This window comes from Chitinophaga sp., from assembly GCF_036566945.1.
Taxonomy (GTDB): domain Bacteria; phylum Bacteroidota; class Bacteroidia; order Chitinophagales; family Chitinophagaceae; genus Chitinophaga.
This window is the reverse complement of record NZ_DATCVJ010000578.1, coordinates 1-16,650: the sequence shown is the minus strand read 5'-3', so window position 1 is coordinate 16,650 and position 16,650 is coordinate 1. Positions and strand designations below refer to the sequence as shown.

General features: G+C 43.7%; 13 protein-coding genes. 7 read left to right on the top strand and 6 right to left on the bottom strand.

Translation table 11 applies throughout. The features are described 5' to 3' along the window. From VIP81_RS17635 to VIP81_RS17620, 4 genes are all read left to right on the top strand, one after another. On the top strand, window positions 1–697 hold a 697-nt coding region (locus VIP81_RS17635), incomplete at its 5' end, for a response regulator transcription factor (RefSeq protein WP_331963792.1). Then, window positions 681–2,039, top strand: a complete 1,359-nt coding sequence (locus VIP81_RS17630; protein WP_331963789.1) for a HAMP domain-containing sensor histidine kinase — start codon at window positions 681–683, stop codon at window positions 2,037–2,039. The genes VIP81_RS17635 and VIP81_RS17630, both read left to right, overlap by 17 nt. Window positions 2,040–2,149: 110 nt before the next feature. Beyond that, window positions 2,150–2,635 carry a hypothetical protein gene (locus VIP81_RS17625; protein WP_331963786.1) on the top strand — a complete coding sequence of 162 codons (486 nt, stop codon included), beginning with the start codon at window positions 2,150–2,152 and terminating at the stop codon, window positions 2,633–2,635. Between the two features lie 10 nt (window positions 2,636–2,645). After that, entirely contained in the window at window positions 2,646–3,560 is a 915-nt protein-coding gene (locus tag VIP81_RS17620; protein ID WP_331963783.1) for a bestrophin family protein, read from the top strand. A gap of 132 nt (window positions 3,561–3,692) precedes the next feature. Here the strand turns inward: VIP81_RS17620 and VIP81_RS17615 are convergent, their stop codons facing one another. After that, window positions 3,693–4,433, bottom strand: coding sequence for a tetratricopeptide repeat protein (locus VIP81_RS17615; RefSeq protein WP_331963780.1), 741 nt, complete (start codon window positions 4,431–4,433; stop codon window positions 3,693–3,695). Window positions 4,434–4,524: 91 nt separating this feature from the next. Between VIP81_RS17615 and VIP81_RS17610 the strand changes: the two genes are divergently transcribed. Continuing rightward, a complete protein-coding gene (locus tag VIP81_RS17610) occupies window positions 4,525–5,202 on the top strand; it encodes a TIGR02117 family protein (protein WP_331963777.1) in 678 nt (225 codons plus the stop codon). A gap of 574 nt (window positions 5,203–5,776) precedes the next feature. Further along, a complete protein-coding gene (locus tag VIP81_RS17605; RefSeq protein ID WP_331963774.1) occupies window positions 5,777–7,543 on the top strand; it encodes a hybrid sensor histidine kinase/response regulator in 1,767 nt (588 codons plus the stop codon). Here VIP81_RS17605 and VIP81_RS17600 read toward each other — a convergent pair. Further along, the gene (locus tag VIP81_RS17600) at window positions 7,528–8,346 is read right to left on the bottom strand and encodes a terpene synthase family protein (protein WP_331963771.1); all 819 of its coding nucleotides are present in this window, start codon (window positions 8,344–8,346) and stop codon (window positions 7,528–7,530) included. The genes VIP81_RS17605 and VIP81_RS17600 overlap by 16 nt on opposite strands. A 621-nt stretch (window positions 8,347–8,967) precedes the next feature. Here VIP81_RS17600 and VIP81_RS17595 point away from each other — a divergent pair. Next, window positions 8,968–10,476: a glycoside hydrolase family 43 protein gene (locus VIP81_RS17595; RefSeq protein ID WP_331963768.1), complete on the top strand. Its 1,509-nt coding sequence runs from the start codon at window positions 8,968–8,970 to the stop codon at window positions 10,474–10,476. Between the two features lie 38 nt (window positions 10,477–10,514). On the opposite strand, the gene VIP81_RS17590 is transcribed toward VIP81_RS17595, so the two are convergent. The 4 genes from VIP81_RS17590 to VIP81_RS17575 form a co-directional block, all read right to left on the bottom strand. Beyond that, on the bottom strand, window positions 10,515–11,768 hold the full coding sequence (locus VIP81_RS17590) for an NAD(P)/FAD-dependent oxidoreductase (RefSeq protein ID WP_331963765.1): 1,254 nt from the start codon (window positions 11,766–11,768) through the stop codon (window positions 10,515–10,517). A gap of 31 nt (window positions 11,769–11,799) precedes the next feature. Next, a complete protein-coding gene (locus VIP81_RS17585; protein WP_331963762.1) occupies window positions 11,800–12,552 on the bottom strand; it encodes an AraC family transcriptional regulator in 753 nt (250 codons plus the stop codon). A gap of 217 nt (window positions 12,553–12,769) precedes the next feature. Continuing rightward, window positions 12,770–14,389 carry an alpha-L-fucosidase gene (locus VIP81_RS17580; protein ID WP_331963759.1) on the bottom strand — a complete coding sequence of 540 codons (1,620 nt, stop codon included), beginning with the start codon at window positions 14,387–14,389 and terminating at the stop codon, window positions 12,770–12,772. 49 nt (window positions 14,390–14,438) lie between these two features. Further along, window positions 14,439–16,559, bottom strand: a complete 2,121-nt coding sequence (locus VIP81_RS17575; protein ID WP_331963756.1) for a GDSL-type esterase/lipase family protein — start codon at window positions 16,557–16,559, stop codon at window positions 14,439–14,441. Between the last annotated feature and the right edge of the window lie 91 nt (window positions 16,560–16,650).

Below are 16,650 nucleotides of genomic sequence, written 5' to 3'. Positions count from 1 at the left end.
AGATGAACCTGCTGTAGTATCTGTTATTACCCGTGGCCTTTCCGAAGCCGGCTATGAGGTAAGCGTAGCCCCGGATGGTAGCAGCGGACTGCAAATGGCACTCAACAACCCTTCATTCAGACTGATTATCCTGGACGTAATGCTCCCGGGCATCAATGGCATAGAAGTATGTAGATCCCTGCGTGGGGCGAAGCTGGAGGTGCCCATACTCATGCTCACCGCACTGGGTACCACAGAAAATATTGTGATGGGACTCGATAGCGGCGCCGACGACTACCTGATAAAGCCATTTAAACTACAGGAGCTGGAAGCCCGTATCCGTAGCCTGCTCCGGAGAAAAAGCAATATCGATATACCCGTTCCCGTTACCTCAGCCGCCGTACTTTCCCTGGCAGACCTGGAGCTGAATATGGACACCAAATCCGCCAGCAGACAGGGAAAAAACATTTCTCTTACCGCCACAGAATACCGGCTGCTGGAATTCCTGCTGAAAAATCCGAGGAAAGTGCTGTCCAGGCTGGAAATACTGGAACAGGTATGGGGCATCGAATTTAATATGAACACCAAAGTAGTGGATGTATATATTAACTATCTCCGGAAAAAAATTAATAAACACCACCCTGCAGAACTGATACATACAGTGGTAGGACTGGGTTACATGATCCGGGAAAATAAAGCTGATGAAGATACGCACTAAGATATTACTGGTATTTGCAGGTTTAACCATTTCTACAATCCTCACCATGAGTATACTGGTATACTATTTTGCCAACCAGCACTCTTTCGAGGATTTCTATAAACGGCTGGAAATACGCGCCTATCTTACTGCCAAAGCCACCCTTCCCTATTACGAATCCGACTCTGTTATCTATAATGAAATACGGGAAGAACACCTGGAAAAATTACCTTCAGAAAAAGAATATTTCCTGCAGGTAGGCGCCGATGGCACCGTACATAAAGACGAACAGCTCACGCTGCCCCATAGCTTCTACGAGCAGATACAACGCGAAAACAAGGCTACTTTCCGGGAAGGCGACCGCTTCTATGAAGGCGTATTGTACAAAAGCAAACAGGGCTTATATATCGTTATTGTATCGGCCATTAATCAGTACAGTGTGGAATACCTGGGATGGCTGCGCAAAATATTGATCATCTGCTCCGTTGCCTCCAGCGTTATCCTGGTGGCGGCGGGTATTTTCTTCTCCAAATATATCCTGAAGCCCATCCGGCATATGATGCTGCAGGTGAAAAGTATCAGCTCCCGCAACTTACACCTACGGCTAAACGTAGATAACAGCGGCGATGAAATCAACGACCTGGCTGGCACCTTTAATAATATGCTGGACCGGCTGGAAACGGCCTTCGAAACACAGAATAACTTCGTCAGCAATGCCTCTCATGAGCTGAGCACCCCTCTCACCGCCATTATAGGCGAAGCAGAGCTGGCCCTCAACAAAGAAAGAACATCAGAAAAATATATCTATTCGCTGGAAAATATTCTCCATGAAGCAGGCAGACTGGAACATATTACCAAAAGTCTGCTCCACCTGGCACAAACCGGTTTTGATGGCAAAAAGCAGGACTGGAGCCAGATACGCAGCGATGAACTGTTGTTTACAGTAAAACATACCATCGATAAACTCCATCCCGGTAACCAGGTAGAAATAGATTATAGTCTTTTTCCGGAAGAAGAAGATAAACTGCTGATCCCCGGCAACGAGCAACTGCTGGAGCTGGCACTCAGTAACATTGTGATCAATGCCATTAAATACTCCAACAATCAGCCGGTATCCATTGCGCTGGCGGCTACCGCTAAGAAAAACATCATCATTGTCAAAGATCAGGGCATTGGCATTCCTCCGGAAGACCTGCCATACATCTTCTCCCCCTTTTTCCGCGCCTCCAATACCTCCCGGTTTAAGGGCTATGGTATAGGCCTGCCGCTGGCCATGAATATTATCCGGATGCATAAAGGAGATATCATTGTAAATAGCCAGGTAAACCACGGAACCGAGATCAGGGTTGAATTACCGCTGTAGGGCCTGCTATTCTTACCAAATTCTTACCACATTCTTACCACCTTTTAACGCCGCTCTTACTGGTTACTTATTTCACAGCAATAATTTTGTTGTTATAAAAGATACCAGACATGAAAAATATACTCATACCAACAGATTTTTCTCTTCGCTCTCTCAGTTATGTGCATAGCATTGTAGCACAACATCCGTACGAGCCGGTTAACATTATATTGATGCATGCGCTGCAGATGCCCGACTCATTATTTGACCTGATTACGTATACCCGTAACAGCCGGCATCTGGAACTGATTTCGAACGACTTCCAGGATGGTTGTGAAATTATCCGTAATAAATACTCCACGGCCATTAACCAGCTGAAGATTGAATTTTTCCATGGCGATACCCGTGCAGCATTACGGAACTTCCTGCTGGCACAGAATATAGACCTGATCATTCAGCCAGCCGACCACGAATATAATTCTCCTTCCAAAAGAAGTTATAATCCCGAAAAGCTGATCAGCAAATGTAATTATCCAAAGATGAAGATACAGCTGCAACGCCGGAAGTTCGTATCGGACAAATCCACCATATCAGCACTCCTGCTGGCCACAGAATAAAAGCAATTTTATGCTACTGAAAGAAAATATCCCCTTAAAATATGTATTTGGTAAAATCAGGTTTGAAATTCTGTTGGTGACCATCTATACACTGACGATTAACATCCTTTATTACCAATATGATTTCACCAACCTGGTGATTCCTATATCCGTGCCTATGGTGTTGGGCACGGTACTTTCTCTGCTCCTTGCGTTCCGTTCCAATCAGGCATATGACCGCTGGTGGGAAGCCAGAACAATATGGGGGGCCATTGTAAATGATTCGCGTTCACTGACAAGACAGGTTTTAAGCTTGATGGATGCAACTTATCAGTCGGAAGACCTGACCGCTTTCCAGGAACGCTTTGTAAAGCGACAGGCAGCATGGTGCTATAGTTTGGGACAATCGCTTCGAAAGACAGATCCGCTCAAAGGTGTAGACAGATTATTATCAAGACGGGAACTTAGCTATGTGATGAAGTATGATAACGTACCCGCTGCCTTGTTGCTCTTACATGGAAAAGACCTGAAATATGCATTGGAACAGGGTTGGATTAATCAGTATCAGCAAATAGCGCTGGATCAGACACTCTCCCGCCTTTGCGATGCCATGGGTAAATGTGAACGTATTAAGAACACCGTATTTCCTGCTACCTACAGCTTGTACACCCATTTCACCGTTATCTTCTTTATACTGTTATTGCCGTTTGCCTTAATAGATGTGTTGGGCTTTATGGAAATACCATTAGTGGTAGCCATTGCCTCATCATTCCTGCTGATCGAAAAAATGGCGATCAATCTGCAGGATCCGTTTGAAAACAAACCTACAGATACACCGGTAACGACGATTGCCCGGAATATTGAAAGAGATCTCCGGCAGATGTTGCACGAGCAATATAGTACACCGGAAGAGCCGGTGAAAACACCAGCCTACTATGTACTTTGAGGCAGCTGTTAGCTGTTAGCTTTTAGCTTTTAGCTTTTAGCTATTAGCTTTTAGAAAATGCAGCGAAGATCATCATACATTCATCTTCGCTGCATTTTCTAAAAGCTAATAGCTAATAGCTAAAAGCTGTTTCTACATCCCTGCCAACTCTTTCCGGGAAAGCCATACCCATTTACGGATAGTACGGCGGATATATCTCGGATGCAGGTCTATTTCTGCGCGGGTATGTTCAAACTGTGCTTTTGCCTCTGCCACTCTGCCTTGTTTTTTTAGCAGCAATCCATAATAATACATGGCTTCAAGGGAATGATGCACCTGTATTACTTTCTGATAGGCTTCTTCCGCCCTGCTGGTTTGTGCCGTAAATTCCAATGCACGGGCATACAACAGTTCATCTTCTGCCTTACTCATTCTCACGCCTTTGGTCGCATTTACCTTATCGAAATTACTGATACACTCCGCATAATTGCCATTTAAAAAGTGTAGCCGTGCCAGTTGTAACAGGATACCCGGATCTTTGGTAAATGCATTGGCGCATTCCTGTGTTAATACAATGGCTTTATCATATTGTTTTTGTTGTGCGCAGGCATCTGCCAGTTGTAATTTATTGGTAACGGTATCGGATATACGTACTTTCCGTTCCCATTCTTTGATCCGTCCATTGGGCCAGATGGTCCGCATCAGATTTTCCCCGAAATCACCGCTGCTGATTTCCGGTAATATTTCCCTGACCAGGTACACCACCACGCCCACCAGTGGTATAAACACAATGAAATACAGCCATTCTCTTCTGCCGGCTTTCAGTGCATGTATAACACATACAATTTGTAAAATAATAACAAGATAATAATAGTTACTCCAGAAAGGGAACATAGTGCTGTCGGTAATCAGGGTTAGGGAAACTGATTTGGCCGCAAAATAAGAAAATATCCTAATTTGCGTCGTTGATTAAACTGTAGCAGCCTTGAAGAAATTATTGAAAATCGCGGGATATACCTTGTTAACCTTTTTCCTGCTGATGGGTGGCTACCTGTTGTCGGCGTATATCCTTTCCCGTATGAGCACCAACCGGGAAGTTGTGAATGATGCAGATATTACTATTTATATTCTCACTAACGGTGTACATACTGATCTTGTGGTACCTGTACGCACCGCACAAATCGACTGGAGTACACGCGTTCCTTTCCGCAATACGGTTGCCAACGATGCTACCGCTACCTTGCTGGCTTTTGGCTGGGGCGACAAAGGCTTTTACCTGGAAACGCCCACCTGGAACGATCTGAAAGCCAGTACCGCTTTTAAAGCGGCCTTTAATCTCAGTACTTCGGCCATACATGCTACCTACTATCATCGTTTGATGGAAAATGAAAACTGCCGCCCGATCATGATAAATAAAGCGCAATATGCGCGGTTGATTGCTTATATTAACAACAGTTTCCAGACGGGTACAGACGGGCAACTGGTGCATATTGTCACCAACGCAAATTATGATAATAATGATGCCTTCTATGAAGCCAAAGGCAGCTATAACCTGTTTCATACCTGCAATACCTGGGCGAATAGCGGCTTGAAAAGTTGCGGACAAAAAGCCTGCCGCTGGACTATTTTTGATACCGGCATTTTTTATCAGTACCGGAAATAAGAAGTAGGAAAAAAATTTACCCCCGCCCTATCCATGTTGCAATGGCAACACAAAGTACCACAACGATGACCCCAATAAACACATTAGGTGAGGAATTATCGCATAGTACTTCCCGGAATGACTTTTTACCGCCTGTGAGTAGCCATCGGATAAAAGCACCCGGGATTTCGAAAATAATCTGAACCATCATTTCTCCAATTATCTCCAGTATTACCGGCATAGGCTAAGTATATTTCTATGTTAATGTAGTAATAGTTTTTGATTACTTTATAGAGAAGTAAGCAGTTTAAAAGCTTACATATTATTGATTTATTAATATAATAAATATCCGTTTTCTGATTTTATGGTTAAAAAAACATTACCTATCTTAACATACGATTAACATCTAGCTTAGCTGACTGAAGTAGATTTACCCTGCGACAAAGCATAGAAACATGCATAGATTATATGGCACCCTGGAAAAGATGCGTTTTGTTTTACCAAAAAACCAGATCGTTTAATTGTCTCTTTTTTTCACGTTTGTTTTAATTTTCCGGAAGCCTTACTAAAATTGGAACCCTCGTAATAATCGTTTATGGAATCTAACAACTATACACTTGCCTATTCACTGAAAGAAATACTGCTTGCACCGTTATTTGCAGGCACGAGAGGATTGGAGAAAATGGAAGATAAACGCCCGGTTGTTATTGTTAATGGAGTGGCGCTACTAATGATTGCTATCGTTTTAGCTGTTGGATCCTACTTTTATGTGCTGAAAAATTCTATCTTTTTTCTCATTGGCGTCCCTTTCGAAGTCATCTGCTTTTCTACTGTCATTACATTAAATTACGGCAGAAAGTACTTTCAGGCCACATTGTTCATGCTGGTTATAAATGTCATCTTTGTTACTTACTGGAGTATTGTCCTGGGAGCAGGTATTTCTACGGAGATGTTAATGGTATTTATTTCCCTTATTATATTCCACCTAAGTGGGTCACTATTTTTGCATACAGAGAGAACACTGATATATGGCTGTCTGGCTGTATCCGTGCTATTAATGATTGGTGTAGTAGTGAATGCCTTTTACCATCTCATTAAACCACTGAATTTAAATCCCGGAATCGCAGTTACAATGAGGGGATATACAACAACAGCATTATTTCTGTTGATCGTATTTGTAATGTCCACTTACGTGTCACAAATTAAATACCTCCTGATATCGGAAAGAAAGCTAAAAGAAATCTCTGAACGAAAAAGTGTTTTTTTGAGAGAAACGTTCCATGAATTAAGAACACCACTGAACGCAATATTTGGTAATGCGCAATTGTTCCAGAGAAGAAAAGATAAATATAGTGATTCGGAAAAACTGGAGATAGAGCAATTATTTGCGTCTTGCTACCTGGCCCGCAACCTTATCAACAATGTACTTGACATGTCGCGTATCGATTCCGGCAAGTTTTATAGTATTATTAAAGAGCCGGTTAATCTAAAAGAATGTATTGCCCATTGTGTAACCATGAATAGCTACATTGCCGGTTCCAGAGGAATTACTATTAAAAATTCATTTGATTACGAACTGCCATTGATTATTAATAGCGATCAGTTAATTCTCACAAAAATTATTAATAATGTTTTATCCAATGCCGTAAAGTTCGCGCCAGGATATAGTAATGTAGTATTTAGTGCGATGAAAAAGGAGGAACAGATAATATTTAGTATTCAAAACAAAGGTGTCATTGACCGGAAAATAAGTAACAATATTTTCGATCCATTCGTTTCCGGCAGGAATCAATTCGTGGAAGGAACCGGACTTGGGCTGGGAATTACAAAGCACCTGGTAGAATTGTTTGCTGGCGCTATCCGGCTGGAAACAGACGAAGCAAAACAGCATACCATTATTGTCATCGAAATACCACTAGAAGTAAGCTCCGGAAAAATTGCGGAACAGGAACCTGTTCAATTTAGAAAAAATTGTTTTGCCGGCTCCACTGTAGTGATTATCGAAGATGAACTTTTGAGCGCCACCCTACTCACCAAAATACTAACAGAAATGGGCATACGTCCAATTTTGTGTACGGATTGGGAAATTGCTTCCAATACTATTAAACTGGAGAAACCAGATGCCATTATTTCAGACTTAAACTTACCCGGAATGTGCGGTAAAGAATTGCTGCAACATCTGCGAAATAATACTGAAATAAAAGGCATCCCCATTCTAATTGTATCTGGAGATGCCTTTAGTTCAGTGAAAGAAGAAATGCTGGCGGCAGGTGCAGACGCATTTATCTCAAAACCTGTTCACTTTAAGGAATTGTATACTGAATTATCTAAACACCTACCTCAATATCACGCACTCTTATAACGACCGGTATCTACTACTGCCCATTCATCGTAACCTCTGACCATGGTATACAAACCATCCAGATACAGGTCCAGCGGGGTATTGACACCCTTGCCCCAAAATGGAATCTTGCTAAGACACTCTTCAAGCCTTAGCAGGTACGCGGCATGGTAATCTTCCACATATTGAGTAGCTGCTTCATAGCTCAGATTCAATTCTCTTTGTGCAATAAATATAAGGTTGAACCCAATGGTATCCAGGTTCTTCTCACGTTCCGCCGAATGCAAATCGTTCGAAAAACAACCTAATAAATTTAAAATAAGCTCTACCTCTCTTACCACTTCATGTTCATAAACTTCGTCGGGCAACTTCAACTTGTCAAAAATAGCCACTAAAGGGAACATGATGTAAAACCCACCAAAAGGCCGTATTTCAAAATACTTCTCAATAGACGGAACATACTTACTCAGTTGCATGTCGATTTCAAAAAAACACTCGTTTAAATAATCAATCATATGCCGGCAAAGCAAACGATAAAGATATGGGGTACTGATCGCGCGGAATCGCTCCATTACATTCACCAGTCCTAAGCTCAACTTATTATCCGACGGTTCCCGCCTGTCCTCTAAAATGTCGATAAACTCATGTAACATAGATTTCATTTCAACAGCAGCTTCCGCTCCGGCAGATCCCCTGTCGCAGGTATCATCCACTGTGAATAACCAGGTGAGCAAATCACCCGCAAGACAAAGCTCATTAAATGTTGCATTGGGGTATTCCCTTGCAGCTTGTAGGCCAAACTGGGCCTTGGTGTACCATCCCATAGGTTTAAACTGTGGGGCCAGGTCAAAACATTGTGCCCACTTTAACGTGCTCAATTGAACTTCCTCGTAAAATGCATTAATTGAAGATTGGCCTGGTAGTGTACAGGCGTACGCATTCATTGACATAACTGTAGTTTTAGTTGTTAGAAAAAAAGGGACTGATAAGTAATATTTCGGAATAGGAATGTCGCATTACATAAGTAGTGATAAAGCGCGCTAATATATCCAGGATATGCTATATATCATATACGTATAAAACCGCCAGAAGGTGCAGGGAGACTGGGATTTAATGCTAATAATCGGATACAATCCAGACAAAGTTGGTTATAATACAGCTAAATTGGACACTATTTCACGACCAAAGTGGCGCCCTGTGATATTTTTAAAGGCTTTTGCTCAAGACTTACCACCTGAAATATCTGGCAGCATCCACTTCGGATTCCCTCTTCTAAGGGGCTTTCTAAGACGTTGGCATTCAAATAAAATTTATTTATAATAAATAAACTTATGAAAAACTTAGTGCATGCGCCCAAAAATGAGATTATAACGAGAACAAATGAGATGCTTTAACGAATAACAGGACCCTTAACAGACTATTTTTGTCGCCACTCAATAACAAAGATGAAATTAAAAATTTTAACGGCAGTTATCATTAACATTTTAAGCACGGCAGGGCTATCTATCGCACAACAAACGCCCGCCAATATTCCGGGCGACTTTGCCGATCCCTCCATTATCAGAAAGGGGAACAGCTATTACGCCATCGGGACCTCCAGTGAATGGGGCCCGCACTTCCCGATCTTCAAATCCAACAACGGGCAACAATGGGAACAAACAGGCTTTTTATTCGATACCCCGCCCACCTGGACCGTTTCCTCCTTTTGGGCGCCGGAGTACTTCTTTCATCATAATACCTACTACGTTTATTATACCGCCAAACGGAAAAGTGATGGGGTTTCCTGCATCGGTGTAGCCACATCCGCCTATCCCGATCGCGGATTCAAAGACCATGGGATAGTGATCGAGCATGGGCATGAGTCGATCGATGCATTTGTATACGACGACAACGGCCAGCTTTACATCACCTGGAAAGCCTACGGCCTGGATAAAAGACCGATTGAAATCCTCGGCAGCAAACTGTCCGATGACGGGCTTTCCCTCACCGGCGATCCTTTTACGCTCCTGAAAGATGATCAACATATGGGTATTGAAGGACAAAGCATTATCAAAAAAGATAAATACTATTACCTCTTTTATTCGGCTGGCGCCTGCTGTGGCGCCGCGTGCAATTATAACGTACGCGTGGCCCGGGCGCTGGCCATCACAGGCCCTTACCTGGATGATGCGGCTAACCCGGTACTCTCAGACGGGAAAGACTGGAAATGTCCTGGTCATGGCACGTTTGTGCAGGATCCCAAAGGTAACTACCGCTATATTTATCATGCCTACAATAGAGCCAGTAATATCTTTACCGGGAGAGAAGCCATCATAGCGGCGCTTTCCTGGGATGCGGAACAATGGCCGGTATTCAGTCATCTGCCTGCTGCAGAAAGCCGGCAGCCGGCTACTTCTTTCCATTATGATTTCGCTAAAACAACACAAAAAATATTCTGGCAATGGGACTTTAGAAACATGCAGCCCGTTTTTAAACAGGCAAATGGTAAGTTGTACCTGTCCGGAAAATACAGCGATAATAATCCCGCTGGCGTAGCACTGACCCTAAGACCGTACAGTGCTTCCTATGATATCAGTACAGCCGTGTGGAATAACAATACCGCGGCTAAAGGGCTCATCATTTACGGAGATGCCACTGCCGCAGTAGGCATTGCCCTGAGCGGTGATAAAGTGGAATGCTGGATATCGAAAGATGGAAAAAGAACGGTCCTGAAGGCGGCACAAATCACCGGCAAACAGCTGCCGGTATACCTGAAAATGACCGTATCACCGGATTTCACCTGTAAGATGTACTGGAAACAAGGGGCTACCTGGAATGAACTGACACCTGACCAGCAGCCTTACCCCATCGGCTTCCTACCGCCATGGGATCGCAGTCCAAGACCAGGCATCAATTACCTGGGCAACGAAAGTGACCATGCCGCTTTTAGCTTCTTTGAGATCACCTATCATTAGCACTGATATGTACCGATAGCTGGGGTGGATCACCCCGGCTATCCCTCCTGCCGCAGTCCTATTGCTTTACGCATAAATGGCAACACCCTTGCATTCAGCAGGTACTTTACTATAAATGCCCCTTGTTTCAGTTTATTTTTGCCAAACATATTTAGCATATCCTTTAATGCGCCTGGCTGGTGCATCCATTTCGTATTAAACAGCGTGTCTGCACCGATTTTAGCGAACCTGGCGAACATCTGCTTTTCATAATGAGCAATGGCGGTCCTGGTATCCGGGAAGCTGGCATCGGTCAGTGCTTCACTTAGCTGCAGGGCATCTAACATGGCCATATTTACACCTTCCCCGGCAAAGGGTGGCATCCAATGCGCGGCATCGCCAATGAGGGTAATATTAGGCCTGGCTGTCCATTGCTGATCCAGGGGCATACAATACTGCGGACGTGGGATGAAAAGCGTTTCTTCACTTTCAAACAACTCCCACCATACCGGGTCCCACTCGGAAAATTCCCTTTTAAACCAGGCTAACACCTGCCGATGATCTTTAAAATCAATACCACTTTCTTTTGCCCAGTTTTCAGTTGATTTAAAACTGGCGGCAAATCCGAAACTACCATCTCCTTTTGAACTGACGATCAGGGTATTTTCGTTGCCGAAACCGAATATCTTCCCACCTTTCAACAGTTCGTGAATAACAGGGGCTGTTTTCGCGGCATCTTTGATCGCACCTTCCAGCATGGTGACACCCACCCAGTTTGGCTTGATATCCGTTACATGACGCCTGATCTTTGAGTTGGCGCCATCTGCACCAATCACGATATCGGCAATGGCCGACTCGCCATGCTGAAACAATATTTTCCATTGCTCACCCATCGGTTCAATGCCCAGGATGTGGCTGTCCCAGACAACAGTATCCGGCTGCAATGAGTCGAGCAATATATCCCGTAACGGACCCCGGTCTATTTCCGGCCGATGACTTTTGTCCCCGAAATTTTCATTGCTGACAGCTGTATGTTGATCTGAATAAATTTTTGCCTGCTGATCTACTACCCTGACCAATTCCGCGCCCGGCCGGTATTTGGATTTAAACGCATCCATCAGACCAGCTTTTGTCAGCGCAGCCAGGCCAGATTCGGTGTGCAGGTCAAGTGCCCCACCCTGAATTCTGACATTTCTATCGACATCTCTTTCGTACACTTTTACGGCTACCCCTTTCAGTTGTAAAAGGCGCGCCAGTGTTAATCCGCCAGGTCCGCCGCCAATGATGGCGATCTTTTTTTGCTGTATGTTCATACCTGTTAATTTGTATTGAGATACAAAGCTACTACTCAGGTAAGGCAGATAATAGTATAAATCGGCCGTTCGCGTTTTTGGAGAGTTCTTTAGGCACTACCCCGGAGAATTTCTTAATTTCTTTAATAAAATGAGTCTGGTCGGCAAAATCCTGCTCAGGAAAGAGCTGGCCTTCTTTGATATGCTGCAGGGATGCCCGGAAGCGCAGAATATTGCAATATGCTTTTAAAGAGATGCCGAACTGCTGATTAAAATAGCGGTTAATTTGCCGGCTACTCCAAAATACTTTCTCTGACAACTCTTTCACAGATAAAGCGCCGCTGGAAGTATAGATCAGGTCAAATAATTGTTGCTTTCTACTATCAATGTCGGGTTTAACTAACATCAGCATGCTGGCGGATACCTTGCTGCATAACGCGTCGAAATCACCGAGATCTTCTTTGGTAACATTCCAGAAATTATCAGGCAGGATACTGGCATTATTTAATACACCGGCAGCTTTAATATCAAGCAGGTATTCAATAGCCAGTAATTTAAAACTGATAGCAAACATCACTTGTTTAGCGGGAATCGCGTGCTGCCCTGGCTCGGTGTCTAAACCTCTTAATATAGCGTGAAAAGGTTCTTCTTCAGCGTAAGAAAAGATAATATCAAACCTGCCATCAGGTAAAACAACAATCTCCTTTTGTTGTGCAGCCTCATTTTCCAGCATCCAAAAACTCTCCACAAAATCGGATAGTCCCGCTGAGGGAGGCTTCATTTTGAATGTGATCGTAGTTTCCAACAGCCTTGTGTTTATGTTTATCTTCCTAAAGATAGAAAATAGTGATATCACAACAATAGCAGCTATGGAAATCCCCACTATATTAAAACCTGCGGCTTCCATATAGTGGGGTAATATTTTTCAGGCAGATGCCATCATTTTATTTCTTCCGGGAAGTCGTCGATAAAGCTAAATAGGCTTTTTAAGCTTTGCCTTAACTTTATAAATTCCGTGAAAGCTACAACACGCCCTGTACTTTAAACACTTTCGTATACTTTCCATATGCATCGGCTGGCGAGTCTGGTATCACCAATTGCAGCTTGTCATTATCCTGTTTAAAAACAATTTTTTTATTGCTACCCAGGGCTGTTATAGCTGTCACTTTTTGCTGGTTATAAGGAGACTTACGGCCAAGGCTTGGTATTTCAATAGGACCTGCTTGTGGATTCAATACAAAAATGTACAGATCTTTACCTTTCGTAGTAAAGCGAACTTCATCGTGAGGGTAAGCAGGACTTGCCATTGTCCGTTCGTTGAAATCATCGGTTTTTTGTTTCTTCACCTCATTCAGATCCGCTTCACTGAGATTTTTCTGTGCATGTCCACCGCCCAGGTTGTCGCCATAAATTTTCCAGGGTTTGCTGGCATAAATAGCCGCGCTATCGCGGTTTATCCAAACACCAATGGTATCCAGTATTAATTTATGATCAGGCGGAATAGTGCCGTCGGGCAATAGTTCCACATTCAGCAGGAGATTGCCGTTTTTGCTCATGATATCGGTGAGTGTTTCAATCACCGTTCTTGCATTATGCCTGATTGGTTTGTCTTTTTTGTAAAACCAGCTACCAAAAGTCAAAGTACCCTGCCACGGGTAATGCAGAATTTCGGTGGCACCACCGCGTTCAATATCTTTTACGGTAGAAGGCTCATTGCTAAACTTGCCTGCTATGACGGCTGTTGATTTCCCCTGTTTTCTCTGGTTGTTAAGAAAATTAGTACATACTTCTTTACCGTAATCACCGTATGGGAAGCCATATCCATCAAACCACAACATATCCACATCGTATTTCGTGGTCAATTCTTCCGTACGCTGTACATAGTTCTTTTTAACACTCTCCAGGTATTCGGGTGTTCTCTTTTCGGGTGGTAAACCGTATAAGTCGGCCGGATCCAGGCCATCCCACCATTTGCCTTTGCCATCTGCTTGGGTCATACGGCCATCATAAGGAACACCTTTGTAAGGACCGGCCGTATCTGCACCAAAAGCGGGCAACCACCAGGAAAGAAAGCGGTCGTCGTGAGAACTCACGCCAAATGGAATGTTATATTTTCTGGCGGACTTCTCAAACAATCCGATGAGGTCTTTTTTCGGTCCAACATTTACGCTGTTCCATTGGTGATAGGTAGAGGCGAAGTTGTCGAAATGATCATGATGATTTGCCAGCGCAACGAAATATTTGGCCCCGATACTTTTGAAATATTTTAAGAGCGCATCCGTGTCGAGATTTTCCGCTTTCCATTCATGTATCACATCTTTAAATCCTTTTTGTGAAGGATGACCGTAGGTTTTTACCTGGTAGGGATAAGCAGCCTTTCCCCATTCTTCTCTTCCTACATTTTGCATATACATATGTCGTGCATACCATCCACCTCCATACTCAGGTTCCGTTTGCGCACCCCAGTGACACCAGATACCAAAACGTGCTTCCGTATACCATTGCGGAAACTGATAGGATTGCCGGAGTTCTTCCCAGCTTAAATCTTTTTGCTGGGCAAACGTCTTATTGGGTATTTGCAGTAAGGCGATGGATACCAGCAGTTTTGCTGCAATAGTTAGTCTGTGCAAACGTTGATACATGATGATTGTTTGTTTAATGTACGGAGATCCTTTTTGGGAAGGTGTCTGACTACTTCAGTAATTTATTAATCACCGGCTGCAATGCCAGGGCCCATTTTTTATAGCCTCCAGCCAGCAGATGAATGCCATCCGTTGAATAGTCCTCCTTGCTTAAGCTACCATCGGGTTGAACGAAAGTACCCGTTAAAGGCAGGTAAACATAATGCCCCCCTTTATGTTTGGCAAGTAGCAGATGGATCTTGTCATACTTCTTTCTTCTGTCTGTATTTGGCTCCAGACCCGTTGGCAACGGACCTGTTAAAATAATTTTCGTGGAGAATAAATTCTTTTTTACATAATCGGCGATAGCAAAAATGCCTTCCGCGATTTCTTCCGCGGTATCATCCGCAAAATTATTTACACCAATAGTTATCACTATCAATTTAGGTTTTGCCTGCGCATAATGGCCGTTCTGCAGGCGCCACAGCACATTTTGGGTACGATCTCCCGAGATACCGGCACATTCCCATTTATAATTTGAAAAAGTAGCGTTGAAGATATCCAATCCGGGTTTGTAGGTAACATAGGTTCTATGCCCGCCTATACCTTGTGTAATGGAATTGCCCAGAAAAACGATATCTAAATTTTTTTCTGCCTCCAGCAGGCTGTCAATATCATCATGCTGTGCCCACCAGTCTTTTCCTTCAGTCCAGCCGGCACCTGAACGGAATTCAGAGCCCGGCGCTGCGATGGCGGCAAAATTTACTTTATGTCCGGCAGCCCTTAATATAAAATCAGTAATAGGTGCAGGGATCTCCAGGCTATGCGGATGATGATCTACGCCCGGTTTGTGAATCACGGTAATATTTCCGCCGGCCGCTTTTACCCTTTCTTCAAAGGGCGTGGTATTTTCAGCAATCGGTACTACTACATCGGCGTCACCTACCACATGCAACATAGGAAAGCCGAGCTTCGCAATTTTCTCCGCATTGTCTAAAGGACTTCCTTTAAAATTCGCGGCCTGCTCTTCATTCAGTGCATAGTCCTTCTTGAAGATTTCCCATGTTTCCTTATTTCCCGCACTTTTACCTTTGCCACCAGGCCAGCTTTTAAGATCGAGCACCGGTGCATCTGCATAAATGCAGGCTACTTTTCCGGGATTCGCCAATGCCCAGTTATATACATATACACCGCCCCGGCTCATGCCTTCCAGTGCCACTTTTTTAGACAACCCGCATTGCTGCATCAGCGCATAAAACTGATCCCATGCGTCAATGGCTGCTTTGTTGCCAAACAATTCCGCCACATCACAATAAGCAATATGAAAGCCTCTTTCCAGCAATGAAATGTCGGCCTGTGGCTGATGTCCCCAAAATCTGGCGCGCCATACCCAGGGATTGCCGGCGGCGCTTACTTTGGGTGCTACTACTTTGCATTCTCTTCCATTGAGCGTAAAATCAGCACAGCGGAAGCCATAAAAAGAACTGATCTTTTTAGCTTCTTTTATTTTTGTGAAGATCTCCAGCTTAGCAGGTTTGCTCTGCACGACTTCATATAATCGTTTGGCAATAATAGTCGCGCCAATCGCGTCCGGATGAATTTTGTCGGGAAACATATCTACTCTTCCCGCAAATAAATGATAGCAGTCAATGATTTCTAAACCAGTTTCAAAGGCCACCTTGTCAATCATCGGAATGATACGGCTGGTGATAATGGGATCATAGATAAAGTTCGAATCCGCGGAGAAGCCTGGCACAGTAGACAGGATAACGACACGCGGTTTTGTAGGCAAATCCTGAAACGAGCGTATCAACTCTTTGTAGTCGCTTTCGAATTCCTGGTAGAAAGGTCGGTTAGCCACCTTGCTATCATTCGTTCCCAACATAATAAACACCATATCGGGGTTGCTTTCAAGCGCAGCTTTGTATTCCTTTCTTTTCCAATAAGGACTGGTGCCATTTTTCAACAAAGTAGCGCCGCTGGAACCAAAATTCTCCACCGCGTATCCCTCGCCCAACATATGTTGTAGCTGCGCCGGATAACTATTTTTTGCCCGGTTAGCAATACCTAACCCGTAGGTGATGCTGTTGCCTACACATGCTATCCGTATTTTTTTCTGTGCAGTAGCGGTGAGGCAACAAGCCCATAGGAGGACTATTAGTAAGCTATTTTTCAAATTCACGTGGTGCATTTATTGAATTTTATTATTAGATGGCCACACTAATGACCGGATGATTGATTGGCTGTTACTTTACTTGAAGGGTAATATTATCCTGTATCAG